The sequence below is a fragment of the Wujia chipingensis genome (assembly GCF_014337155.1).
In the GTDB taxonomy this organism is placed as follows: Bacteria; Bacillota; Clostridia; order Lachnospirales; family Lachnospiraceae; genus Coprococcus_C; species Coprococcus_C hominis.
Genome location: NZ_CP060632.1, coordinates 1,405,420 through 1,427,271, shown reverse-complemented (window position 1 = coordinate 1,427,271; position 21,852 = coordinate 1,405,420). Strand labels below are relative to the sequence as shown.

General features: G+C 43.9%; 24 protein-coding genes and 1 pseudogene. 2 read left to right on the top strand and 23 right to left on the bottom strand.

Translation table 11 applies throughout. From position 1 onward, the window contains the following. The first annotated feature begins 51 nt into the window (after nt 1-51). On the top strand, nt 52-594 hold the full coding sequence (locus H9Q76_RS06650) for an HD domain-containing protein (RefSeq protein WP_330594816.1): 543 nt from the start codon (nt 52-54) through the stop codon (nt 592-594). A gap of 172 nt (nt 595-766) precedes the next feature. Here H9Q76_RS06650 and H9Q76_RS06645 read toward each other — a convergent pair whose 3' ends face one another. Continuing rightward, nucleotides 767-1,051 (bottom strand): hypothetical protein, encoded by a 285-nt coding sequence (locus tag H9Q76_RS06645; protein ID WP_249321863.1) that lies wholly within the window; start codon nt 1,049-1,051, stop codon nt 767-769. Between the two features lie 314 nt (nt 1,052-1,365). Between H9Q76_RS06645 and H9Q76_RS06640 the strand changes: the two genes are divergently transcribed. Beyond that, nucleotides 1,366-2,445: a tyrosine-type recombinase/integrase gene (locus tag H9Q76_RS06640; protein WP_117780150.1), complete on the top strand. Its 1,080-nt coding sequence runs from the start codon at nt 1,366-1,368 to the stop codon at nt 2,443-2,445. A gap of 54 nt (nt 2,446-2,499) precedes the next feature. Here the strand turns inward: H9Q76_RS06640 and H9Q76_RS06635 are convergent, their stop codons facing one another. From H9Q76_RS06635 to hisG, 22 genes and pseudogenes are all read right to left on the bottom strand, one after another. Next, the gene (locus tag H9Q76_RS06635; protein WP_249321862.1) at nt 2,500-4,092 is read right to left on the bottom strand and encodes a hybrid sensor histidine kinase/response regulator; all 1,593 of its coding nucleotides are present in this window, start codon (nt 4,090-4,092) and stop codon (nt 2,500-2,502) included. A gap of 105 nt (nt 4,093-4,197) precedes the next feature. After that, nucleotides 4,198-4,812: a cytidylate kinase-like family protein gene (locus H9Q76_RS06630; protein ID WP_021985529.1), complete on the bottom strand. Its 615-nt coding sequence runs from the start codon at nt 4,810-4,812 to the stop codon at nt 4,198-4,200. An 85-nt stretch (nt 4,813-4,897) separates the two neighbouring features. Further along, nucleotides 4,898-5,821 carry a patatin-like phospholipase family protein gene (locus tag H9Q76_RS06625; protein WP_021985530.1) on the bottom strand — a complete coding sequence of 308 codons (924 nt, stop codon included), beginning with the start codon at nt 5,819-5,821 and terminating at the stop codon, nt 4,898-4,900. Between the two features lie 73 nt (nt 5,822-5,894). Beyond that, the gene (locus H9Q76_RS06620) at nt 5,895-6,458 is read right to left on the bottom strand and encodes a 5-formyltetrahydrofolate cyclo-ligase (RefSeq protein ID WP_021985531.1); all 564 of its coding nucleotides are present in this window, start codon (nt 6,456-6,458) and stop codon (nt 5,895-5,897) included. Between the two features lie 17 nt (nt 6,459-6,475). Next, on the bottom strand, nt 6,476-6,721 hold the full coding sequence (locus tag H9Q76_RS06615; protein ID WP_021985532.1) for a DUF896 domain-containing protein: 246 nt from the start codon (nt 6,719-6,721) through the stop codon (nt 6,476-6,478). Between the two features lie 22 nt (nt 6,722-6,743). After that, a complete protein-coding gene (gene proB / locus H9Q76_RS06610) occupies nt 6,744-7,604 on the bottom strand; it encodes a glutamate 5-kinase (RefSeq protein WP_021985533.1) in 861 nt (286 codons plus the stop codon). A gap of 14 nt (nt 7,605-7,618) precedes the next feature. After that, nucleotides 7,619-9,268, bottom strand: a complete 1,650-nt coding sequence (locus H9Q76_RS06605) for an NAD(P)/FAD-dependent oxidoreductase (protein WP_249321861.1) — start codon at nt 9,266-9,268, stop codon at nt 7,619-7,621. Then, complete coding sequence (locus H9Q76_RS06600; RefSeq protein ID WP_249321860.1) at nt 9,255-10,472, bottom strand: aminoacetone oxidase family FAD-binding enzyme; 1,218 nt, start codon at nt 10,470-10,472, stop codon at nt 9,255-9,257. Before H9Q76_RS06600 ends, H9Q76_RS06605 begins: the two co-directional genes overlap by 14 nt. Before the next feature lie 24 nt (nt 10,473-10,496). Further along, on the bottom strand, nt 10,497-10,853 hold the full coding sequence (locus H9Q76_RS06595; RefSeq protein ID WP_021985536.1) for a hypothetical protein: 357 nt from the start codon (nt 10,851-10,853) through the stop codon (nt 10,497-10,499). Between the two features lie 43 nt (nt 10,854-10,896). Then, nucleotides 10,897-11,976 carry a DUF3048 domain-containing protein gene (locus H9Q76_RS06590; RefSeq protein WP_249321859.1) on the bottom strand — a complete coding sequence of 360 codons (1,080 nt, stop codon included), beginning with the start codon at nt 11,974-11,976 and terminating at the stop codon, nt 10,897-10,899. Beyond that, nucleotides 11,963-12,475: an rRNA maturation RNase YbeY gene (gene ybeY, locus H9Q76_RS06585; RefSeq protein ID WP_021985538.1), complete on the bottom strand. Its 513-nt coding sequence runs from the start codon at nt 12,473-12,475 to the stop codon at nt 11,963-11,965. Before ybeY ends, H9Q76_RS06590 begins: the two co-directional genes overlap by 14 nt. Before the next feature lie 72 nt (nt 12,476-12,547). Next, a complete protein-coding gene (locus H9Q76_RS06580; RefSeq protein WP_118545013.1) occupies nt 12,548-13,546 on the bottom strand; it encodes a PhoH family protein in 999 nt (332 codons plus the stop codon). Between the two features lie 8 nt (nt 13,547-13,554). Next, entirely contained in the window at nt 13,555-14,772 is a 1,218-nt protein-coding gene (locus tag H9Q76_RS06575; protein ID WP_021985540.1) for a sporulation protein YqfD, read from the bottom strand. Beyond that, on the bottom strand, nt 14,765-14,989 hold the full coding sequence (locus H9Q76_RS06570) for a YabP/YqfC family sporulation protein (RefSeq protein WP_249321858.1): 225 nt from the start codon (nt 14,987-14,989) through the stop codon (nt 14,765-14,767). The genes H9Q76_RS06575 and H9Q76_RS06570 overlap by 8 nt, the downstream gene beginning before the upstream one ends. A gap of 120 nt (nt 14,990-15,109) precedes the next feature. Beyond that, entirely contained in the window at nt 15,110-15,286 is a 177-nt protein-coding gene (gene rpsU, locus H9Q76_RS06565; protein WP_021985542.1) for a 30S ribosomal protein S21, read from the bottom strand. A gap of 160 nt (nt 15,287-15,446) precedes the next feature. Continuing rightward, nucleotides 15,447-16,046 (bottom strand): ATP-dependent Clp endopeptidase proteolytic subunit ClpP, encoded by a 600-nt coding sequence (gene clpP, locus H9Q76_RS06560; protein WP_021985543.1) that lies wholly within the window; start codon nt 16,044-16,046, stop codon nt 15,447-15,449. A 34-nt stretch (nt 16,047-16,080) separates the two neighbouring features. After that, on the bottom strand, nt 16,081-18,720 hold the full coding sequence (alaS, locus tag H9Q76_RS06555; RefSeq protein WP_283243541.1) for an alanine--tRNA ligase: 2,640 nt from the start codon (nt 18,718-18,720) through the stop codon (nt 16,081-16,083). A 1-nt stretch (nt 18,721) separates the two neighbouring features. Beyond that, nucleotides 18,722-18,856 carry a hypothetical protein gene (locus H9Q76_RS13775; RefSeq protein WP_021985545.1) on the bottom strand — a complete coding sequence of 45 codons (135 nt, stop codon included), beginning with the start codon at nt 18,854-18,856 and terminating at the stop codon, nt 18,722-18,724. A 14-nt stretch (nt 18,857-18,870) separates the two neighbouring features. Continuing rightward, a pseudogene (gene hisI / locus H9Q76_RS06550) lies at nt 18,871-19,185 on the bottom strand (phosphoribosyl-AMP cyclohydrolase); the annotation flags it as partial. Nucleotides 19,186-19,264: 79 nt separating this feature from the next. Continuing rightward, nucleotides 19,265-19,858 (bottom strand): imidazoleglycerol-phosphate dehydratase HisB, encoded by a 594-nt coding sequence (gene hisB / locus H9Q76_RS06545; RefSeq protein ID WP_021985547.1) that lies wholly within the window; start codon nt 19,856-19,858, stop codon nt 19,265-19,267. Nucleotides 19,859-19,873: 15 nt separating this feature from the next. Further along, nucleotides 19,874-21,166, bottom strand: a complete 1,293-nt coding sequence (gene hisD, locus H9Q76_RS06540) for a histidinol dehydrogenase (protein ID WP_117780159.1) — start codon at nt 21,164-21,166, stop codon at nt 19,874-19,876. A 44-nt stretch (nt 21,167-21,210) separates the two neighbouring features. Next, nucleotides 21,211-21,849, bottom strand: a complete 639-nt coding sequence (gene hisG / locus H9Q76_RS06535; protein WP_227572816.1) for an ATP phosphoribosyltransferase — start codon at nt 21,847-21,849, stop codon at nt 21,211-21,213. Nucleotides 21,850-21,852: the final 3 nt, after the last annotated feature.

Here is a 21,852-nt window from a genome sequence, read left to right as displayed (position 1 = left end):
AGCCGTTTATTTATACTGAAGCACGATAAATTCACGAAAGAGGTTCCGATTATGTCATATATAACAACTTACACTGGAAAACATTTTGATCCGGTCAATCCAGATGCATCCTTTCTTTGCATCGAAGATATCGCGCATGCATTGTCGCTTTTGTGCCGCGGAAATGGGCACGTACAGACCTTTTTCTCAGTTGGACAGCATTGCATTGCCTGCGCGAAAGAAGCGCAGGCTCGCGGGCTATCGGCACGTCTGGTTCTTGCGTGTCTGATTCATGATGCAAGTGAATGTTATATGTCGGATGTTCCTCGTCCATTCAAGCAGACCTTGCCGGAATATAACCTGCTGGAAGATCAATTGCTTGATATGATTTATACGCATTTTCTTGGAAGTACATTAGATAATGCTGAACAGGAAATTCTGAAGGATATCGATAATGCAATGCTATGGTACGACCTTACATATCTGTTACACGAGAAACTGCCTTTACCGAAACCACAGGTTTATGATGAACCAGATTATACAGTCCGACCATTTACAGACGTAGAAGAGGAGTATTTACAGATCTATCGAACTTTTATCCAGAAACTTCATTAATATCTTATAAACACACCAAACTTCTGAAAAATAGCAAGAGCCGCCTATCATAATTAGATAAGCGGCCCTGATTATTCTTTACCACTTTTTCTTCCGGTTAATATCGTAGATGCCCCAGTTACACTCAGAGGCAGCCGGAGAGGACGGATCCTTCCAGAGCTCATCGAACGCTTCAAAGACGAAGCCAACGATTTCTTCGGATTTCCGGTAATGAATCAATTCCAATCATACACTGGAGCGGAAGCTTCTCCTCACGAATTACCTGCAGAGCAGTAATAGCATGCGCATTTGGCTCATACATACGGATATAACCATAGCCGTCCGCTACAAGCAGATGCAGATCTTCGGAGATCTGTTCTTTCGATGGCATTTCTCCGGTCGGACATTGACCTTCCCGGTAACCGGAATAACAGATTGCTTTTTTGTACGGTAATTTCTTCTCAAATGTTTTTCCCATGTTTTATTCTCCTTTGTTTGATTGTATATAGTTTCTTTATTATCCTGATTAAATACAAGTATCTTAACATACATTTTCCCGGAAAGAATATCATAGTATGGAACTGTTTTTTACATTTGAAATAAATGGCACATTCCCACGATAAATAATAAATATACAGGTGGAATAGCAGAAGTCCCTCCATATTTTTGCTCATAAATTTATGCGCAAAACTCAGGTTTTACGAAATTATCTATTGATTTATTACCAGAGTAGTGGTATCCTAGAAATATAGAGAAATCAACGCTTTACAGGCATTGGGAGGTTTTTATCGTATGGCTGATATTACTTATCATGAACAGGAAGAACAACACAATCTGGATTTGATTCGGAATGTGTGCAATGATCTTCCGGACTACGTCAAGCGGTTCGTCCGTGGTGTCCAACAGACAACGTCGCCGCGAACCAGATTAGGCTATGTACGTGACATCAAAATATTTTTCGAATATATATGTGAGGTCTATACCGAACATCCTTGTGATACGCCAAAGGATGTCTCTCTTGACGTCCTGTCGTCCATAGATACATTTTTCATCGAGGACTATCTGGATTACCTCCAAAAATACGAAAAGAACGGCCGTATCTACACAAACGGTAAATCTGCACTCAAACGCAAGCTCTGTGCCCTGAGTGTCCTCTTTAATTACCTGTATAAGCACGATATGCTACAGGAAAATATATTTGATAAGGTGGATCGTCCCAAACTGCCGGAAAAGGCAATTACACGTATGGATGCGGACGAAACGGCGAATTTCCTCGATACGGTTGAATATGGCACCAATCTGACTGACCGCCAGCTCAAATTTCACGAGAAATCCAAGGTACGTGACTTAGCAATCATGACGCTCATGTTATCCACGGGCATCCGTATCTCCGAATGTGTCGGTCTGGATCTGAACGATGTGGATTTTAAGAATACATGCATCCGTGTAACCCGAAAAGGTGGAAAGGAAGCAATCGTCTATTTCAGCGACGAGGCGGTTGAACCTTTACAGGAATATATAGAGGAACGCAAGAAACTCACGCCTGCCAAAGGCTCAGAAAATGCACTCTTCCTCTCCTCCCACCACAGTCGAATCAATGTTCGAACGATACAGAACATGGTGAAGAAATATTCACAGATTGCGGTCCCTCTGAAGCATATTACGCCACACAAGCTTCGTAGCACCTATGGTACCGCATTATATCAGGAAACCTCCGATATTTATCTGGTTGCCGATGTCTTAGGCCATTCTGACGTAAATACAACCAGAAAGCACTACGCGGACATGGATGATTACCGCAAGCGCCGCGCCAGAAATACCGTACAGCTCCGGGAACATAATACAGTCCCAGACACCAAATCTAAAAAATAGCCATATTGAAAATACCATCAACTTTTACTCAGCTGATGGTATTTTTCATTCATTTTATTTATTCAGATACTTACCTATCGTATGAATCACTTTATTCATTTCCAATGGCTTTGCCAGATGATCGTTCATTCCGGCATTCTTCACTGCCTGTACATCCTCTACAAATGCATTGGCAGTCATGGCTATGATTGGAATTGTCTTCGCGTCCTCACGTGCAAGTGCACGAATCTTCTGGGTTGCCTCGATACCATTCATCACCGGCATCATCACATCCATGAGAATCACATCATAGGTTCCCACAGGTGTATTCTGAAACTCACGAACTGCTGCATCGCCATTCATAACCGTTGTTACCTGTGCACCAGAATCGGTAAGCAGGTATTTTGCAATATCCAGATTCAGTTCATTATCTTCTACAAGCAGGATTTTGACATTATCCAGAGATACCTGCTCCTCATTTTCATTCTCATTGTTTGCGACCTCAGATTCCGGGGCAATCTCAAATGGAATGGTAACTGTAAATGTCGTACCGACACCAACTTCACTCCGTACCTCGATCTTTCCATGCATGCGGTCGATCAGGCTCTTTACGATCGGCATACCAAGCCCGGTTCCCTGATACAAGCTCATCTCGTTGTAATGCTCCTGTGAGAAAAGCTCAAACAGATGACGCATATACTTCTCGGACATACCGATTCCGGTATCCGTGACTGTACAGCGGTATACTGCCCGTTCCGCTTCCATCTCTACAAATTCCGCGCTGCAATGCACACTGCCACCCGGAACATTGTATTTCACTGCGTTATCCAAAATATTCAGTAATATCTGACGCACATGCAATGGACTGCCATATACATATGGATGGATCATGCTGTCCTTACAGTCACCATGCACCAGCGTGATACCGGCTTCTGCAGCTTTCATCGCTGTAATCGTAAGGATCTCATCTGCCAGTTCTGTAATATCAAATGCCTCGTGTGCAAGCTCGATCCGGCTCGAATCAATCTTGCTAAGCTCCAATATATCATTGATTAACGACAACAGATGGTTCGCTGCAATCTTTTCCTTCGCACGGTTTTGGCGCAACAGCTCCACATCGTCCGGATGACGCTCACCAATCTCCAGCAACCCGATAATACCATTTAATGGAGTCCGGATATCGTGGGACATGCGCGACAGGAAGGTCGTCTTCGCTGCATTCGCACGTTTTGCCTCCTGCAGAGCAATCTCAGCCGCCTGCATATTCTCTGTGACATCCTGATGATACCCCCACAGACGGGTTCCTGCCGTGTAATTCTCATCCAGAGAACCGCCACATCGTGTGTAGATACGTCCCTTCTTCGGATGAATCCATGCATAGGTATTCTCTGATTTGCCCTGTTCGATCATCTCCTTGACACTTGCCTGCACGGAATCAATGGCAGAATCCACGATTCGCTTGTACCAGCGTTCGTAACATTCCTCCGGTGTCATATCCTCGTAAAATCCAGTGATCTCTCTTGCCACGTCATCGAAATACATTCTCGGCTCTTTGTCCTCATCCATTTCGATCGCCCAGAGTCCAATTTTCGCATTGGTCAAGATTTCGGACAGATCCTTCTGGAAATCCATATCGTTGTGTTTCCGCGTTTTATCATTCAGCGCCATGTTTGTCGTTCCTCTTGTCGTGATTATTTACATTATTTTACAAAAAAATATCCTTTATCATCATATCTGATAAAGGATATTTTTTCAAGATATTTCAAGCCTTTTCTACTTTATCTTATCTATGTAATCAATGATGAAATCGACAGTATCGTCTTCACTCATCAGACTACTATTGATAAATATATCATAGCTTTCCAGTGCACCCCATTTTTTTGAAGTGTAATAGTTATAATACGATGCACGCGCCTTATCTTCCTTTACAATCTGCGCCTTTGCTTTATCCGGAGTCAGATTAAAACGCTCGGAAACATTCTTAATACGTTCCTCCAATGGCGCATGTATAAAGATGCGAACCAGATTCGTATTGTGACGCAATGCGTAGTCCGCACAACGACCTACAAATACTGATGGTCCTTTATCTGCAAGTTTCTTAATCGTATCATATGTTGCCTGAAATGCCTGTTGGTTCAGATTTGTCTGATAGCCTGCACTTGTAAATCCATAGCTATATGGATCTGAAACAAGCGAATACAGAAAACTTCTCGTTGGTTTCTCATCCAGCGATTTCAGGAATTCCTCGCTCAACCCGCTTTCCTTAGCCGTCTCATTGATCAGTTCCTTGTCATAGAAGTTTGCGGAAATCTTTTCAGCAAGCTTTCTACCAATGTTACGACCATTACTGCCAAACTGTCTACCAATCGTGATAATTGTCTTTGCCATAGATAAGCCCCCTTTACACGCCTTGTACAAGTCACTTTTGACTTACTCTGATTATACATTTTTTTGTGCAAATTGTCAAAATATTTTATAAATTTTCGTACTTTTTAGCTATATTGTTGAACTTTTCAATGTTAGAATTCACACGATTCTCCATCGTTTTATATGTATAGTTCACACGCAGCTGCATCATGATATCGTTATAGTCATTCTGTGCCAGCACCGGCTCCATCCGGATATACAGATCATCCGGGTGGAATTTCGTCTTCAATGCACGAAGTGCATCCTTCTCGCCAAGCATCTGCCGGAACTCCTTCGCACGTCCGGTAAAATTCAATGTACCATCGATCAGATCCCCCAAATCATGGCTTGGATAGATTGTGATAAACTGAGCATCCAGCCATTTCTCCGTATTCAGAACCTTTCCTGCACGCATACCGATCACGATAAACTGACGGATTCCAAGATCATACAGCGGCTGAATCGGCTCATTGTCTAACAATCCCCCATCCCGGTACTTCTTCCCGTCGATTTCCACTGCCTCATACATAACAGGAAGTGCCGTAGACGCAAGCAGGATCTTCCGGATCGTATCCGCGTCATAGTCTTCGAGTCTGCGGTATTCTACCTGTTCCGGCTGCTGTGTCTCATTTAAGCGGCTGATTGATACATAGATATCACGGAAATCCGCTTTGATCTTCTCCATATCAATATATTTCTCGAACATCGCAAGCATTTCATTCCGTGAGAAATACATACGCTTTTCAGCAAGCATGTTCAGGTCGATATCAAAGACCGTATCCATATCGATCTCATTCCACGCCTGATACATCCGCTCCATATCGTTCATCGAATATAACATTGCATTGACTGCACCGATTGATGCACCCGATATCGCCGTCACATCCTCGAGCAATCCCTGTTCCTGTAACACCTTCAATACACCAACCTGATATGCACCCTTGCCGCCGCCACCGGCAAGCACCAGTCCAATTCCTTTTCCTTCACCCATATACACGTCCTCCATTTGCTACTTTTTCCAACCCATTTTCCAATCTATATCAATATTAGTTTACATAATACAATTATTGTTTACTATTATATAATACAACCTCTGGTTTGATGTCCGTTTCCTCGGTCATAATCGAATCTACGATCTGAATCGCATACCCGACCGCTGCAGTATGACAATCCGGATGTGCCGCCAGATACCGGTCATAATACCCGCCGCCATAGCCGATCCGGTCACAGCTTCTCGTGAAGACTGCCCCCGGCATCACGATCAGACAGGTGCCACCGGTCTTTTCCGGTTCTAACTGTACCATGCTGTCCGGTTCTAATATATGATATGCGCCCTCGACAAGCGCAGTCTGTTCATTATATGCGTAAAAATCCATGGTATTCCCGTTGACACGCGGCAGATAGATTTGCTTTCCATCCGCTCGGAATTCCGGGATATATTGAAATAAATCGACTTCTTTTTGAATCGGCACATAGAGACACAGTACCGATGCTTCTTTATACACCTCAAGCGCGCGCAGCTTCTCATAGATTTCCTGCGCAGCCTGCTTCTGATATGCTTCAGAAAGATTCCTGCGCTTTGCAAGAATCCCCTTCCGAAGTGCTTTCTTTGATTCTGAAATTGTCATGTAAACCATTCCTTTATCTACTTTAAGCGGATCTGGATATACTCACTCCGCTTATTCTTCGGTATATCCTTCACATGTGTGATACTTCCATCAGCTTCCTTGATATCAATATTATCAAGCTGTGTTTTCAGGTTGCGCTTCACACTTGCGATATATGCCTTACGGAGAGCTGCCTGCTCTGCAAGCTCTGCTTCTGTCAGTCCCTCCACGGTCTTACTTTTTCTTGCCAATTCGTTAATTCTCTGGATATCTGCTTCGTTCATGCGATATTCTCCATTTCTATTCTTATTTCTGGTATCCTTTATGCACGATGAAATCAACCGTATCAAAATCGTCATTCTCATGTGCTAAGAACAGGGTACCCACTGATTTTCCTTCCATCAGATCATAGATCTGTGTCAGATTCTCGGCGTCCATGATTGCCATATCCGCTCCGGAATCTGTTGCGATCCGCGCAGCCGCAATCTTCGTGGACATGCCACCCGTACCATAGTTTGTCACGGCATCCTTCGCCATATTCTTCATCGTATCATCAATCGTCTCTACCAGTGTCAGCTTCTTTGCTTCCGGATTCTTATGTGGATCATCCGTATAGAATCCATCAATATCCGTAAGCAGAATCAGAAGGTCTGCCTTGATCAGATGCGCCACGATCGCAGACATTGTATCATTGTCACCAAACTCGATTTCCTCTGTTGCCACGGTATCGTTCTCATTGACAACCGGAATGACACCCTGCTGTAACAGCTCATTTAATGTATTCTCGGCGTTTCTGCGGCGCTCCGGATCTGTGATCGCGTCAAAGGTCAGAAGAACCTGTGCAGCCATATGGTTATACTCCATGAAAAGCTTCTGGTAGATCATCATAAGCTGTCCCTGTCCGATCGCAGCACACGCCTGCTTCAGGGATACCGTCTTCGGCTTATGGCGCAGTCCCAGCATCTCAAATCCAACACCAATTGCACCGGACGATACTAATATTACGTCCTTCCCCTGATTCTTCAGGTCACAGATAATGCGCACCAGTGTCTCTAACTTCCGGTAATCCGCCCCGCCGGTTTCTTCATGTATGATAGAAGACGAACCGATCTTTAATACGATTCGTTGTTTATCCTTCAATGCTTCTCTGATTCGTTTCTCGTCCACGTCTTTTTCCCTCTTTATACTATGTTATTGATATATGCAGCAACCGCCTCTGCCACCTTGATTCCATCCACAGCCGCGGATGTGATACCACCTGCATACCCTGCGCCCTCTCCACAAGGAAACAGACCTGCATAGTCACTTCGATAGGTCTCATCACGCACGATGCGCACCGGTGACGATGTCCGGGATTCTATACCGGATAACACGGCATCCCCGGATGAAAAGCCTTTTAATTTGCGGTCATAGTCCAAAATCCCTTCAATTATAGCATCATTTATATAGGCTGGCAAACACTTATTGAGGTTTGCAAACTGATAGCCTCCACGGATGTTTGGCTTCACACTTCCAAATCCAGTTGAGACACGATTCGCCTTATAATCCGCAAATAGCTGCACCGGAATCTTACCATTTCCAGCCTCGTAGGCGAGGTGCTCATATTTCTTCTGGAATTCCACACCGGCAAGCACGCCGTAGTCAGCGAATCCATCCGCCGCAAAATCCTCCGGTGTGACATTTACAACGATCGCTGAATTCGCGTTTTCCTCATCTCTTCCGTGGTTGCTCATACCATTTACCACACTCTGTCCTTCGCCGGACGATGCATTAACGACGAATCCACCCGGACACATACAGAAGCTATATACACTGCGCCCCTTGGTTGAACGGTATGTCATCTTATAATCTGCAGCCGGAAGCAGCTTCGCCTGCCCGCTCGTGCCGTACTGGCTCGCATTGACCATCGCCTGTGAATGCTCGATCCGGAGTCCCATTGCAAATGATTTTGCCTCCATCGTGACACCGGCCGCCTGCAACATAGCAAATGTGTCTCTTGCGCTGTGTCCGATCGCCAGAATACAGGCAGATGTCTCCACTACGATCGTCTGCTCGTTCTGCAGATCTTTAATCGTAAGCGACAGACATGTATCGGATCTATGGGAGATCGCGGTAAGCTGATGGGAGAAATGAATCTCTCCGCCAAAGGATCGAATCTCCTCCCGCATTTCCTTCATCACATGCTTTAATACATCCGTCCCGATATGCGGTTTGTTCAGATAGCCAATCTCCTCTGACGCTCCAAACCGTATAAAATCATCAATAACCGCCTGAATCCGTCCATATTTGTCCTTGATTCCGGTATTTAACTTTCCGTCCGAGAAGGTTCCGGCACCGCCCTCGCCGAAGGATACATTGGAATTCGCACAGATCGGTGTCTCTCCCTGCCAGAAGCCTTCAACATCCCTTGTCCGTTCTTCCACACACTTTCCACGCTCATATACAATCGGTCTGTATCCGGCACATGCTAATTGTAACGCCGCAAAATATCCCGCCGGACCAGCGCCAATGATAACTGGGCGATATATGGACACGTCCGTTTTCTCGTTACAATCGTCTCTGCATCGATGCGGAAATGTATATTTCTCATCTTTAGTTAACATAATATTTTTATTGTCTATTATGTTGCGAGGAAAATCCTGTGATCGTTCAAATTCCACATCAACCGTATAGATATGAAGCAGATTTCCCTTGTCTCTCGCATCTAAGGATTTCCGAACGATCTGATATGTATACGGATGATTCGTCCTGAGCGTCTTCTGTATTTTCTTTTTTAAAGCGCTTGTTTCGTCTTTTTGTACTGGTATCTTAATCTGGTTAATTCTTATCATGACATGCTCTCCCTGCGCGTAATCCTGTAAGTAACGCAAACGTCAGATTATATCCGCCGCAATCTCCATCAATGTCCAACATTTCTCCCGTCGCATACATTCCGGGATGTCCCAGACATTCCATCGTCTCTGGCTGAATCTCAGTCAGTCGGATTCCACCTGCGGTTACCTGCGCCTGTTCATAGTTTTTCAATGCACGGACATGAAATGGATATCGTCTGCAAAGATAATAAATCTTATGTAACTGGGCTTCTGTTAACTCTGTAAGCGCCTGCTTTGGCTGTTCACACGCGGTCTCCAAAATATACATGGCAAGCTTATCCGGCAAATACGCATTCAGATATCCATACAGACTCCGGTTCACATCTCTGCTTCCCTGCACAAATGCATTCTCTTCTATCTCCGGTAAAAAATCCACATACAGCTTAACACTTGATTCTTCTGATAAGATTCTGCCAAGTTCCGAAGATAAATTGAATATCATAATCCCGGATAAACCATACTCGGTAATCTGTAATTCACCGGACTGTTTCCATTCCGTGTTACCTTCTTCAAACCATGCCGAACATGCCACTCGAACGCCTTTTACCGCCTCAGTATTTTCCTCTGTCATAACAGCACATAAAGCCGGTCTTTGCGGCTCCTGTTTTACACCGAGCTTCTCTGCCAGTCTTGCGCCTTCCGCGCAGCCGCCAAGCGATGGATATGATCGTCCACCACATGCAAGTATCACCTTCCTGGCAATAATCTCCGTATTACACTGAATATGATATCCATCCTTTTTTATCCGAATATCTGTCACCGTTTCCGACAGATACGTGGTTACCTGCAATGCCTTTATTCGGTCTAAAAGTGCCCATACAACCGCTGATGCCTGCATTGATATCGGATAATAATATCCATCGATACATCTTGTATATACACCAATAGAATGCAAAAATGCAAACATTTCATGCAATGGTTGCTCGCCCAGACAGGTATGCAGAAATTTCTGATACGTTTCTGAAGACGAATGATAATGACCATCCTTCATATCTGTATTTGCCAGATTGCATCGACCATTGCCTGTGGCATATAATTTCTTGCCCAGTTTTTTATTTTTATCAATGATACAGACGGTGTTTCCGCCCTCTGCAGCCGCGATTGCTGCAGCCATTCCGGCTGCACCACCGCCAACTACACATACATCATACTGTGTTTTCATTGTTTTCCTCACTGTAAGTTTATTCTAGGTTGATAATGATTCCAGATATCGATACAGTTCCTTTTTCGAATCAAAATGCACATTTTTTAAGAGATCCTGATATACACTCGGATGTAATTTCTGCAAGACCGCCGCATCAATATCAGTATATTCATACACCTGTTGCGTATCTGCCTCGTACACTATCACACGTCCACTCTGAATCCCTACCAAAAATCCATTGTCTTTCCATTCTGTGTCAATGGAAATGGAATCCGCTGCAAGTTCCAGCTTCTGTCCCTCTTTTTCCTGCATACGTTGTTTAAAATATTCATTTGCAAGCAAAAAGCATAACGAAAAAATCCCTACAAATAATAGTACATATAAAAATAATTTCTTCATGGCACCAACTCCTTGAAGAAATTATTTCCATATTTGTATTTAATTATTCAAAGATAATCTTATCCTGCTTTGTCTCATCAAATACTGTTACAAATGTCTTTCCCGGATTCATCTTCAACTGCTTGCCATCAGCGGTATAGTACTTTACAACTCCATTATCCTTTCTCCATGAAATTGCTTCATACTCACCATCTGTAATATAATATCCGGTTCCAGTCTTATCCCAATCGATATTCTGTAAACCATCGCCAAGATCTGTATACTGAACGAACATAACAATCAGGTTCTTGTAGCGAAGCTGCTCATTTGTCTGATCATCAATCTGCTCTGTTCCATACTGGAAACGATAGTACAGTTTCTCATCGGCATTGTACTCATACCATCTTGTACTGCTGTCATTGTATGCAGTTGTCACTTTGTTTGCTGTCTGACCACTGCCAAGCGCTGTCTCTTCTACATTGAATGCAAACGCCTTAGATTTCTCACCCAGATACTCGGTACTGTAACCAGCTGCCGCAATACCTTCCTTCAGCTTTTCGCTGTTTGTATAACAGTTGTGTGGTGCAACCCTTGACTCATCACGATAAAAAGTTGTGGAATCATACAGACCATTCAGGTTATTTAATCCTGTATCCTTAATCCATGATTCCGCATAGACAGACCATCCTACATGTGCATAAATACCGCCAAGCATATTTGCCATCTGTACATAATAATGTCTGGCACTACGAACTGGTCCCAGCTTTTCCAGATTGGAATAATCCTTAAATACACACATATATCGGGTAATACCACCCTCAACAAGCATCTCATATGTGATATCTGCCTGTGAGATACCTGATTGTGGCATTGCATCTACAATGTTATTGATCATGATACAAAGTGGTCTCTGATTAGAAAGACTCTCGTCAATCCACTCACCCGAAAACTCATTGATCACATAGCCTTCCTTTGTCGGTGCAAATTCAATATCTGCATCCGACATCGTTGCAGCCGCTTCGGTCGTAATAGTTGCCTGCTCGGTATCCTCCTCTTTCTTTTTTCCACATCCTGCCAGGCAAGATACGGTAAGTGCAGTTGTCAGTGCAAAAATAGACAACTTCTTTAACTTATTCTTCTTCATTGTCTCTCGTATATCCTTTCTTTGTTAATATTTCCTCTTGTAGTTTTTCCATATGCAGACGTTCTGAATCATCAATATGATCATATCCTGCCAGATGCAACATACTATGTGCCGTTAAAAACGCAACTTCACGTCGTCTCGTATGACCATATTCCTCCGCCTGCTCAGCAATCCGATCTACATTTAAAATGATATCTCCAAGCATCAGCTCTCCGGTGTCCTGATTGAAATAATCAAGTGGACTGTTCTCACAGAAATCAAATTCACCCGGCACTTCATACTCTATCATCGGAAACGATAAAACATCCGTCGGTGCATCGATATCCCGGTATTCTTTATTGATTGCCTGAATCCCTGCATGATCTGTAAAGATTACATTCACCTCACATTCATATGGACATTTCAGAAAATCCAGAGACGCCTCTATGATATCCTCTACAATGTCCTGATAATGTGCAGGAATTTCTGTATCCAATTCATTCTCAAAAAATACGCTCAATGTATCTCTCCTTTATTGCCTGTTACATTTTATCCCAAATGTATCAGATAATCAAGTTTTATCTTGTACAATTTAATGTTTATTCTGCGTCTGTTTTTTTTCCCGGCTATGTCGGTTTTCATATTCCTCATACGCATTGACGATTCGCTGCACAAGCGGATGCCGAACAACATCCTCACTTGTAAACCGTATCACAGAGATCTCATCAATATTATGCAGGACACGAAGTGCCACTTCCAGACCTGACTGCGCATCCTTCGGCAGATCCTTCTGGGATAGATCTCCGGTAATAATTGCTTTGGAACCAAATCCGATACGCGTCAGGAACATTTTCATCTGCGCCGGCGTCGTATTCTGTGCTTCATCCAGCACGATATAGGCGTTGTCCAAAGTTCGTCCACGCATATACGCAAGCGGTGCTACTTCAATCAGTCCTTTTTCCATATTTTTCAGGAATGCTTCCGCGCCCATAATCTCATATAACGCATCATACAATGGGCGTAAATATGGATCCACCTTGCTTTGCAGATCCCCTGGCAGAAATCCAAGCTTCTCTCCAGCTTCAATCGCCGGTCTTGTCAGGATAATCCGGTTCACTTCATTATTCTTAAATGCTGTGATTGCCTTCGCCATCGCCAGATATGTTTTTCCGGTTCCTGCTGGACCAACACCAAACACGATCATATCCTTGTCAATGGCTTCCACATATTTTTTCTGTCCCAATGTTTTCGCCTTAACCGGCTTTCCATTTGTTGTATGACAGATAATATTCGAATCTGCTGCAAGCGTCGATACGGCTTCTTCCTCGCCAGTTCTTGACAATGATATCGCATAATTCACATTCTGATCAGTAATCTCTTCCCCTTTATCTGCCAGAGCAACTAACTGTTCAATTACTGAAACTGCCCGTTTCACGCTGCCCTCCGAGCCTGTGATACGCAGCTTATCATCCCGTAAAACCACCGCTACATGATATGCCTTTTCCAGATTCTTGATATTGCGGTCGAACTGTCCGAACACCAGCTGAATCTGATCTGCAGGCACTGTAATTGTCTCATAATATGCACTCATAACTGTTCCTATTCCTCATTTTTCTGAATCGTCTCTTCCGGGATTACAAATGTCTCCGGCGCACCAATGATTTCCCTTACAACCAGTATTCCCGATGCAAGACATTCTCCATCTTTACACTCTATTGTAACATTATTTTCTAGTATTTCCACCCCTTTTTTCTTGAGGTCTGCAATATAAGTCTGCAACAGCTGTTCCTGCTTTTTGCGTGCCTCTTCCTCAGTATAAGTCTTTGTCTCATAAATCGGCTGATAATACTTTGTGACAGTCACAGAAAATGGCAGATAATATGCTTTTCCTATATGAAACGTATGCGTGGTGGATACCTGTTCATAACCGTCTACCAACTTTGGCTGATGCAGCGTTTTCACCGAATTTCCAAGCTGGATCGTTATTCCTGTCTTTTTCTTTTTCCCCTGTCTTTTCTGTGTATAATCAAGTGGAAATGCCTGTTGATACTGATACTTCGTCTGCGCATATACAATACCATCTGCCGCCACATAATTCGTCTCGATCAATTCTTCATATTCATTATAGATGTTTACAACTCCAGTAATCAACACATCCCCTTTTTTTACTTCATCGCCAGGATTAACCAGCTTTGTTCCGCTCTTGGCAAGCAGATCAAGCACAATGCCGTCCTTGACTGCCACTATATTGCACGGTGTATCAAACGTCGTTACTTCTTCCTTTTCTACCGTTTCCACAAATCGGACAACCAACCTGGTTCCCTCTACATCACAAGTGATCCATGCGATCTGGTCATACTGCATCCGCAATGTTTTTTCCAGTTCAGCAATCGAAATTGCCGCCCGTTTTGTCCCAATCGGCACGAGTGAATCACTGATATACGTCACGATTTCCTCCTCTGTATAGATAGATGTTCCCTCCACATCTATATGCCAGATAAAAAGAGATGAATAAAAAACGATCCCGGCGCACACCATCAGACTGACAACAAACGCCACCCGCTTCTTATACTTTCGTAAAAATGGATACAAGCCTGTCTCTGTTACAATACTACAGCTAACCTGACATTTCTCCTGCAGCTTCTGGACAGTCTTCCATGCTTTGTACGAGATTGTTGCAAATACCCCGGTCTTATCCATGATTACATCCGTAAACAAAATATCATTATGCTTACAGATGTTCAAAAAGCGTTCTACTTCCCAACCGGTTATATGAATGACACAGCGGTATGCACAAATATCCGACCATTTACGCATGCTTCTCTGCCTCCTCCACCTTCCATCGCACAGCCGCAATATCACCACGAACCGTGATCTCCGCTTCATCGAACGATGCAATCCGAAGTGCATTTCCTTCAATGACGAGCATATTTTTCTTACATCGAAGCAGGACCTGCGTTGTGTCAAAGCTGACAATCTGTCTATACCCATCCACATGTACACATGTCTGATCGTAAAAATGCACCTGCGTCATATTCCATCTCCGAACAGCTTTTATTTCCAATATATGCTTGTGGCGCTCTCATTATGATGTATCCAAAAATTTACACAATAAAAAAGGTGCTACTAAAATAGTAACACCTTAATGTCTGTATTATTTGAACTTGCGCTTTCTAGCTGCCTCAGACTTCTTCTTACGCTTTACGCTTGGCTTCTCGTAATGCTCTCTCTTACGAATCTCCTGCTGAATACCGGCTTTCGCACAGTTTCTCTTGAATCTACGAAGAGCGCTATCTAAAGTCTCATTCTCTTTTACGATTACGTTTGACATACTTCTCTCACCCTCCCTCCAGTTGTAAAATATCTCGTGTTTGTGCGTTTCATAAACAACTGTTTGGGTATTTACCAAATTGCACAAGTTAGATTATAACACATAAATCAAATTCGTCAACCAAAAATTGAAATTTATTGTCACGAATTTACATTTTTTCTTATTTCACTTCATCTCTGCTTGAGAAGATGTGATCGATCAAGCCATATTCAAGTGCCTGATCCGCCGTCATCCAATTGTTACGATCGGTATCCCGCTCGATTTCTTCCATGGACTTACCTGTATTCGCACTTAAAATACGATTTAAACGTTCCTTTGTACGAAGGATATTATCCGTTGCAATCTTCATATCCGTTGCCTGATTGTGTCCTGGAAGTCCACCCAATGGCTGATGGATCATAATCTCGGAATTTGGAAGCGCAATTCTCTTTCCCTTTGTACCACCAGCAAGAAGGAATGCACCCATGCTGGCTGCCATACCAACACAGATCGTTGATACGTCACACTTGATATAGTTCATTGTATCGTAGATACCAAAGCCGGCAGATACAGATCCGCCCGGGCTGTTGATATAGAGGCTGATATCCTTGGAAGGATCCTCAGACTCCAGAAACAGAAGCTGTGCGATAACCAGACTTGCAGTTGTATCGTTTACTTCATCTGCCAGAAAGATAATTCTCTCCTTTAACAATCTTGAATAAATATCGTAAGCGCGCTCGCCTCGGCTCGTCTGCTCTACGACGGTAGGTACTAATGCCATATTATGTTCCTCACTTTCTATTTATGTCAAAAATCTATGAAAGCTGTGCTTCAGCTTCCTTTACACCAGCATCCAATGCATCCTTGATGCCTGCCGGGTTCTTACCACCTGCCTGTGCCATGTTTGGACGGCCACCACCGCCACCACCGACCATCGGTGCAATCTTCTTGATAATATTTCCAGCATGCGCGCCAGCCTTCACTGCATCATCCGTTGCCATCACAATCAGGTTTACCTTATCTCCCATGTCGGAAGCTAAGATGACTACGCCAGATGCAATCTTTGTCTTCATCTCATCACCGAGATTACGGAGTGCATTCATATCAACACCACTGACAGATACCGGAAGTACCTTGTAATCTCCAACAGAAACAACGTCAGACAATACATCGCCAACAGCCGCCTTTGCCATCTTATCTTTGAGCTTCTGGTTCTCAGACTGTAACTGCTTGATCTCTGCAAGCATGCCTTCGATCTTCTCTACAAGGTTAGCAGGCTCTGCCTTTGCAGCAGCACTTGCCTGTTTCAATGTATTCTCTAAGTTATGATAATATGCAAATGCACCGCGGGAAGTAAGTGCCTCAATACGACGAACACCCGCTGCAACACCCGCCTCTGACACGATCTTGAATGTTGCGATCACGCCTGTCTTTTCTACATGTGTACCACCACAAAGCTCGATAGAGAAATCGCCCATATTGACAACTCGTACCGTCTCGCCATACTTCTCACCAAAGAGTGCCATTGCCCCTGTCTTCTTTGCTTCCTCCAGGCTCATAACCTTTGTTACAACCGGAAGATCCTCAGCGATTTTCTCATTGACAATAGCCTCTACCTGCTCAATTTCTTCCTTGCTGAGTGCCTGATTATGTGTAAAGTCAAACCGGAGACGATCCTGATCTACATAGGAACCTGCCTGCTCGACATGTCCACCGAGAACCATCTTCAATGCCTTCTGTAGCAAATGTGTTGCTGAATGGTTCATACAGGTATGCAGACGCTTATCTGCATCGACAGAAAGCTTTGCAGTATCATGAAGCTTGATCTCACCATTTTCTACATATCCAATATGTGCGATCTTACCACCGACAACCTTGATCGTATCTTTGACGATGAACTTACCAGTTGCTGTCTCGATCACACCGGCATCGCCGCACTGACCACCCATAGTCGCATAAAATGGTGTCTCTTTGACAAGAATGGAACCATTTTCACCTTCGGAAAGGCTGTCTACGACTGCATCTTCGCCTGCGATTGCCACGATCTCAGATTCGTGTGTCAATCTGTCATAACCAACAAACTCGGTTGTGATTGCAACATCAATCTGCTCATAAACTGTCGCATCGGCACCCATATAGTTGGTTGTCTTTCTTGCTTTTCTTGCACGCTCGCGCTGTTCCTGCATACAAGCCTTGAAGCCTTCCTCATCTGCAGCAAATCCGGACTCTTCCAGAATTTCGACAGTCAGATCAAGAGGGAATCCATAAGTATCATACAGCTTAAATGCATGCTCGCCAGAAAGAGTTTTCTCTCCCTTTGCCTTCATATCTTCTACATAACCGTTCAAGATAGAAAGTCCCTGATCAATCGTCTTGTTGAAGTTTTCTTCCTCTGTATTTAACGTTGCAAAAATATGCTCCTGCTTTTCAGCAAGTTCCGGATAAGCATCCTTGGATACTTCGATTACTGTCTTGGAAAGCTCTGCTAAGAAAGCTCCCTTGATACCAAGCAGTCTGCCATGTCTTGCTGCACGGCGAAGCAGACGGCGAAGCACATATCCTCGTCCTTCATTTGACGGCAGAATACCATCGGATGTCATAAATGTAACCGAACGGATATGGTCAGTGATAACACGGATGCTGACGTCTGTATTTGCGTCTTCTTCGTATGTAACACCTGCCATCTCGCAGACCTTGTCACGAAGTGCCTTGATCGTGTCTACATCAAAGATAGAATCTACGTCCTGTACGACAACTGCCAGACGCTCGAGTCCCATACCTGTATCAATATTCTTCTGCTCAAGCTCTGTATAGTTGTTGTGTCCATCGTTATCAAACTGGGTAAATACGTTGTTCCATACTTCCATATAACGGTCACAGTCACAACCGACTGTACAACCCGGCTTGCCGCAGCCATACTTTTCTCCACGGTCATAATAAACCTCTGAACATGGACCACAAGGGCCTGCACCATGCTCCCAGAAATTGTCTTCCTTGCCAAAACGGAAGATACGGTCTTTGTCTACGCCGATTTCCTTGTTCCAGATATCGAACGCCTCATCATCTTCAAGATAAACCGATGGATACAGACGGTTCTTATCGAGTCCGACAACCTCAGTCAAAAACTCCCATGTCCAATGAATTGCATCGTGCTTGAAGTAATCACCAAATGAGAAGTTACCAAGCATCTCAAAGAATGTACCATGTCTGGCTGTCTTACCTACATTCTCAATATCACCGGTACGAATACATTTCTGACAGGTTGTCACACGTCTGCGTGGTGGAATCTCCTGTCCTGTAAAATAAGGCTTTAACGGTGCCATACCAGAGTTGATCAAAAGCAGGCTGTTGTCATTGTGTGGGATCAGCGAAAAGCTGTTCATCTTCAAATGTCCCTTGCTCTCAAAAAACTCCAAAAACATCTTACGCAATTCATTCACGCCGTAATTTTTCACGTCAAATTTCCTCCTGATTTTTCACATCTTTATTCTTACGGATTTTCTTTCCTACCATAATTCCAAGACCTGCACATACAAGCATTGACAGGAACTTAATCACATAAACCAGCAACTCACTCCATACATGTATCATAGTTTACCCTCCACTTAGTCATCTTTCAACATATTTTTGAAAAAGCAGCTTCGGCTTCCTGTATGGCAGGCAGCTCCTATCTGCTCCACACGTGCAAGAATCGTATCATTGTCACAGTCAAGATACAGACTCTTCACATATTGATAATGTCCACTTGTCTCGCCTTTTAACCACAGGCTCTGTCTGCTCCGGCTAAAATATGTCATAAGCCCGGTCTCTAACGTTTTATTATAAGATGCTTCATTCATATATGCAAGCATCAGTACATCTCCAGTCACGTCATCCTGTACGATTGCCGGAATCAGTCCCGCTTCATTTAACTTAAATTCCGAAAAGGGAATCGCAGCTGTAAGCGGCTTGTAGCCAATTTTCTTGTCTTCCATTGTCGTTTTATCCTCCTGCATGCGCTTATAAGCTTCCTTTTGTCGAAAGCACCTGTCCGGAAAGCCGGCTGTCATACTGTGTTGCCTCATCCAGTGCCTTTGCAAATGCCTTAAACGCCGCCTCAATGATATGATGGTCATTGGAACCAGCAAGCTGTTTGATATGCAGATTCATCATAGCTGAATAGGAAACAGCATAGAAGAATTCCTTTACCATCTGTGTATCAAAATATCCAACCTGTGGTGTGGAAAGATCCAGATCATACACCAGATATGGACGACCGGACAGATCTAATGCGGAAAGCACCAGTGTCTCATCCATCGGAAGCATGAAAGAACCAAACCGCTTGATTCCCTGCTTATCACCGACCGCCTTTGCAATCGCCTGTCCAAGCACGATTCCGGTATCCTCGATTGTATGGTGGCTGTCCACGAATAAATCCCCGGTCACCTTGCAATTCAGATCAAAAAATCCGTGTTTTGCAAAGCTGATCAGCATATGATCAAAAAATCCAATTCCTGTATCTACCTTTGCATAACCGCTTCCATCCAGATTTAATTCCATCTGGATATCCGTCTCATTTGTCTTTCTTGATACAACACCTACACGATTTGCCATATGCGATACCCCCTGTTATTTTTCAAAACGAACTTTGATTGAATTTGCATGTGCAGTCAGATACTCTGCCTCTGCAAAATCAATGATATCCTCATGAACGGCTTCCAGTGCTTCTCTGGAATAGTAAATAATGCTGGATTTCTTAATAAAGTCATCTACCGAAAGTGGTGAGAAGAACTTTGCAGTTCCGTTCGTCGGAAGCACGTGATTTGGTCCGGCAAAATAATCGCCAAGTGGCTCGGAAGAATAACTTCCAAGGAAGATGGCTCCCGCATTCTGAATCCGTGTCATCGTATCGAACGGATTCGCTGTGACAACCTCCAGGTGCTCACTTGCGATCTCATTGACCGTATCAATCGCATCCTGCATCGTATCCGCAACCAGAATATATCCATAATTATCCAGAGATTTCTGAATGATATCTTTTCTGGATAATTCCTTTACAAATCCATCGACTTCCTCGCTGACCTTCTTTGCGAGTTCCTCGGAAGTCGTAACAAGAATGGCAGATGCCATCTCATCATGTTCTGCCTGGGAAAGCAGATCTGCCGCTACATATCTTGCATTAGCAGTCTCATCAGCAAGTACCATGATTTCACTTGGACCGGCAACCGAATCGATGCTGACATGTCCGAATACACAACGCTTTGCGAGTGCGACAAAGATATTTCCAGGTCCTACGATCTTATCTACCTTCGGAATGGATTCGGTTCCATAGGCAAGTGCAGCAATCGCCTGTGCGCCGCCAGCCTTGTAGACCTCATCCACGCCGGCTTCCTTTGCCGCAACCAGAGTTGTCGGATACACCTTTCCCTCTGCGTTACAAGGCGTTGTCATTACGATCTTGCCTACTCCCGCAACCTTGGCAGGGATAACATTCATAAGCACGGAAGATGGATATGCAGCTTTACCGCCCGGTACATACACACCAACCTTTGCAAGTGGTGTTACCTTCTGTCCAAGCAGTGTTCCGTTGTTTTCAGAATCAAACCAGCTGTACTGCTTCTGTTTCTCGTGGTATGTGCGGATGTTCACAATTGCCTTGCGGATTGTCTCCAGAAGCTTCGCATCCACCTGTGTATACGCTTCTTCGATTTCTGCCTCTGTCACACGTACATTATCCGCATTGATCTTCGCATGATCGAATTTCTCTGTATATTCAAATAATGCAGTATCCCGTCTGCTGTGGATGTCATTGACGATATTCTTCACTGTTTCCTCATAGCTCCCATAATTATCCGGGCTACGCTTCAGGAGATTCGTCAAAATATCCTTCTTTGTATCTTCTGTCAACTTAACAATACGCATCTTAAAAGCCTCCTTATGTACTACATATACTTACTGCACTATTTCTAGTGAATAATCTCATTTAAATCATTTAACAGCTTCCGGATTCTCTCATGCTCCATCTTGAGACTCACCTGATTGACAACCACGCGCGCAGAAAGCGGACAGATTTCCTCCAAGACTTCCAGTCCATTTTCCCGCAATGTCGAACCAGTCTCCACGATATCTACAATCACCTCAGACAGATCCACAAGCGGTGCCAGCTCCACCGAACCATTTAGCTTGATAATCTCAACCGTCTGGTTTTTCTTCTCACTAAAATAATTCTTTGCAATATTCGGATATTTACTCGCTACACGGATAATTTCATTTTTGGAAAGCAGTTCCCGAGCAGATGCCGGTCCGCAAACGCACATCCGGCACCTGCCAAAACCAAGATCCATAACCTCATACAGGTTACGGCCTTCCTCCATGATCGTATCCTTTCCAACCACGCCGATATCCGCAGCACCATACTCCACATAGGTTGGTACATCCGATGCCTTTGCTAAGAAAAAACGGATTTTGTGCTCCTCATTTGTAAAAATCAATTTTCTTGTATCCGGGTCCTTTGCCTCTTCACAGGTGATGCCCATCTGTTCAAACATCGCGAGTGTCTTCTTGGCAAGACGTCCCTTTGCCAGTGCAAATGTTAAATAACGCATAGT

What these genes read in the sequence shown, in the direction of transcription:
- hisD (WP_117780159.1), bottom strand. Translation starts at nt 21,166, where the DNA reads ATGCGTATTGTTAAGTTGACAGAAGATACAAAGAAGGATATTTTGACG.
- H9Q76_RS06570 (WP_249321858.1), bottom strand. Translation starts at nt 14,989, where the DNA reads ATGACGCAGGTGCATTTTTACGATCAGACATGTGTACATGTGGATGGG.
- H9Q76_RS06580 (WP_118545013.1), bottom strand. Translation starts at nt 13,546, where the DNA reads ATGAGTGCATATTATGAGACAATTACAGTGCCTGCAGATCAGATTCAG.
- H9Q76_RS06615 (WP_021985532.1), bottom strand. Translation starts at nt 6,721, where the DNA reads ATGAACGAAGCAGATATCCAGAGAATTAACGAATTGGCAAGAAAAAGT.
- H9Q76_RS06590 (WP_249321859.1), bottom strand. Translation starts at nt 11,976, where the DNA reads ATGAAGAAGAATAAGTTAAAGAAGTTGTCTATTTTTGCACTGACAACT.
- H9Q76_RS06635 (WP_249321862.1), bottom strand. Translation starts at nt 4,092, where the DNA reads ATGGCGCTGAATGATAAAACGCGGAAACACAACGATATGGATTTCCAG.
- H9Q76_RS06650 (WP_330594816.1), top strand. Translation starts at nt 52, where the DNA reads ATGTCATATATAACAACTTACACTGGAAAACATTTTGATCCGGTCAAT.
- H9Q76_RS06630 (WP_021985529.1), bottom strand. Translation starts at nt 4,812, where the DNA reads ATGGCAAAGACAATTATCACGATTGGTAGACAGTTTGGCAGTAATGGT.
- H9Q76_RS06605 (WP_249321861.1), bottom strand. Translation starts at nt 9,268, where the DNA reads ATGATAAGAATTAACCAGATTAAGATACCAGTACAAAAAGACGAAACA.
- H9Q76_RS06625 (WP_021985530.1), bottom strand. Translation starts at nt 5,821, where the DNA reads ATGGGTGAAGGAAAAGGAATTGGACTGGTGCTTGCCGGTGGCGGCGGC.
- H9Q76_RS06640 (WP_117780150.1), top strand. Translation starts at nt 1,366, where the DNA reads ATGGCTGATATTACTTATCATGAACAGGAAGAACAACACAATCTGGAT.
- H9Q76_RS13775 (WP_021985545.1), bottom strand. Translation starts at nt 18,856, where the DNA reads ATGATACATGTATGGAGTGAGTTGCTGGTTTATGTGATTAAGTTCCTG.
- H9Q76_RS06575 (WP_021985540.1), bottom strand. Translation starts at nt 14,772, where the DNA reads ATGCGTAAATGGTCGGATATTTGTGCATACCGCTGTGTCATTCATATA.
- hisG (WP_227572816.1), bottom strand. Translation starts at nt 21,849, where the DNA reads ATGCGTTATTTAACATTTGCACTGGCAAAGGGACGTCTTGCCAAGAAG.
- hisB (WP_021985547.1), bottom strand. Translation starts at nt 19,858, where the DNA reads ATGGCAAATCGTGTAGGTGTTGTATCAAGAAAGACAAATGAGACGGAT.
- clpP (WP_021985543.1), bottom strand. Translation starts at nt 16,046, where the DNA reads ATGGCATTAGTACCTACCGTCGTAGAGCAGACGAGCCGAGGCGAGCGC.
- rpsU (WP_021985542.1), bottom strand. Translation starts at nt 15,286, where the DNA reads ATGTCAAACGTAATCGTAAAAGAGAATGAGACTTTAGATAGCGCTCTT.
- H9Q76_RS06595 (WP_021985536.1), bottom strand. Translation starts at nt 10,853, where the DNA reads ATGAAGAAATTATTTTTATATGTACTATTATTTGTAGGGATTTTTTCG.
- H9Q76_RS06620 (WP_021985531.1), bottom strand. Translation starts at nt 6,458, where the DNA reads ATGACAATTTCAGAATCAAAGAAAGCACTTCGGAAGGGGATTCTTGCA.
- H9Q76_RS06645 (WP_249321863.1), bottom strand. Translation starts at nt 1,051, where the DNA reads ATGGGAAAAACATTTGAGAAGAAATTACCGTACAAAAAAGCAATCTGT.
- H9Q76_RS06600 (WP_249321860.1), bottom strand. Translation starts at nt 10,472, where the DNA reads ATGAAAACACAGTATGATGTATGTGTAGTTGGCGGTGGTGCAGCCGGA.